Below are 1,042 nucleotides of genomic sequence, written 5' to 3'. Positions count from 1 at the left end.
GCCGTGGGGAAGCAGCGGTTTGAGCGGACGAAGCCGCACGTGAACGTGGGGACGATCGGGCACGTGGATCATGGGAAGACGACGTTGACGGCGGCGATCACGAAGGTGTTGTCGCTGAAGGGGCAGGCGCAGTACCGGCCGTTCGAGGCGATCGACAAGGCGCCGGAGGAGCGGGCGCGGGGGATCACGATTGCGATCGCGCACGTGGAGTACGAGACGGAGAAGCGGCACTACGCGCACGTGGACTGTCCGGGGCATGCGGACTACATCAAGAACATGATCACGGGCGCGGCGCAGATGGACGGGGCGATTCTGGTGGTGAGCGCGCCGGACGGGCCGATGCCGCAGACGCGGGAGCACATCTTGCTGGCGCGGCAGGTGGAGGTGCCGGCGATCGTGGTGTTTTTGAACAAGGTGGACATGCTGGACGATCCGGAGCTGTTGGAGCTGGTGGAGCTGGAGGTGCGGGAGCTGCTGTCGCAGTACGGGTTTCCTGGGGAGGCGGTGCCGGTGGTGCGGGGGTCGGCGCTGCGGGCGCTGGAGAGCGGGGCGACGGACCCGGAGGCGCCGGAGTATGCGCCGATCTGGGAGCTGATGCGGGTGGTGGACGAGTACATTCCGACGCCGGTGCGGGCGGTAGACCAGCCGTTTTTGATGCCGATCGAGGACGTGTTTGGGATCAAGGGGCGAGGGACGGTGGTGACGGGGCGGATCGAGCGGGGGCGGATCCGGCCTGGGGAGACGGTGGAGATCGTGGGGTTGGGGCCGACGCGGCAGACGGTGGTGACGTCGATCGAGATGTTCCAGAAGGTGTTGGACGAGGGGGTAGCGGGGGACAACGTCGGGTGTTTGCTGCGGGGGATTGAGCGGGACGAGGTGGAGCGGGGGATGGTGCTGGCGGCGCCGGGGTCGATCACGCCGCACACGGGGTTTCAGGCGGAGGTGTACGTGTTGTCGAAGGAGGAGGGGGGGCGGCACACGCCGTTCTTCAGTGGGTACCGGCCGCAGTTCTACATTCGGACGACGGACGTGACGGGGGAGG

Annotated in this window: 1 protein-coding gene; it reads left to right on the top strand. The window is 67.6% G+C overall.

Going from position 1 to position 1,042, the window contains the following annotated elements; genetic code table 11:
* Window positions 1-3: 3 nt before the first annotated feature.
* Window positions 4-1,042 (top strand): elongation factor Tu (gene tuf / locus NET02_RS16295; RefSeq protein ID WP_284058486.1); only part of this gene is annotated, 1,039 nt, incomplete at its 3' end.

The organism is Thermalbibacter longus (assembly GCF_023806485.1).
GTDB classification, from domain to species: Bacteria; Chloroflexota; Chloroflexia; order Thermomicrobiales; family Thermomicrobiaceae; genus Thermalbibacter; species Thermalbibacter longus.
The sequence above is the reverse complement of the archived record's forward strand: the minus strand, read 5'-3'. Positions and strand labels throughout refer to the sequence as shown.